Source organism: Nocardia amamiensis, assembly GCF_015477605.1.
Lineage (GTDB): Bacteria > Actinomycetota > Actinomycetes > Mycobacteriales > Mycobacteriaceae > Nocardia > Nocardia amamiensis_A.
In genome coordinates this window covers 1-260 of record NZ_JADLQX010000314.1, presented here as the reverse complement: position 1 = coordinate 260, position 260 = coordinate 1, and the positions used below count along the sequence as shown (strand labels likewise).

General features: G+C 65.0%; 1 pseudogene. It reads right to left on the bottom strand.

Annotation, left to right across the window (positions count from 1 at the left end):
* Positions 1 to 135 (bottom strand): annotated as a pseudogene (locus tag IU459_RS37955) (IS3-like element ISMysp3 family transposase); the annotation flags it as partial.
* Positions 136 to 260: the final 125 nt, after the last annotated feature.

The following is a 260-nucleotide window of genomic DNA, read 5'->3' as shown; positions in this document are numbered from 1 at the left end:
GGCAACGGCCTCGGTCTTGAACAGCCCGATCGTCGACTCCGCCAGGGCGTTGTCGTAGGCATCGCCGATGCTGCCGATCGAGGCCGCGATTCCTTCGGCGGCAAGGGTTTCCGCGAACCTGATCGAGGTGTATTGCCCGGGCTCAATCGGTCGTCGCAACACCGCTTTGTTGGGCCGACAGTAGCAGCTCGTTGAGTGCTTCGACCGGCGTCCTCCAGCCGAGTGTTTTGCGGGGACGGCTGTTGAGCGCGGCGGCGACG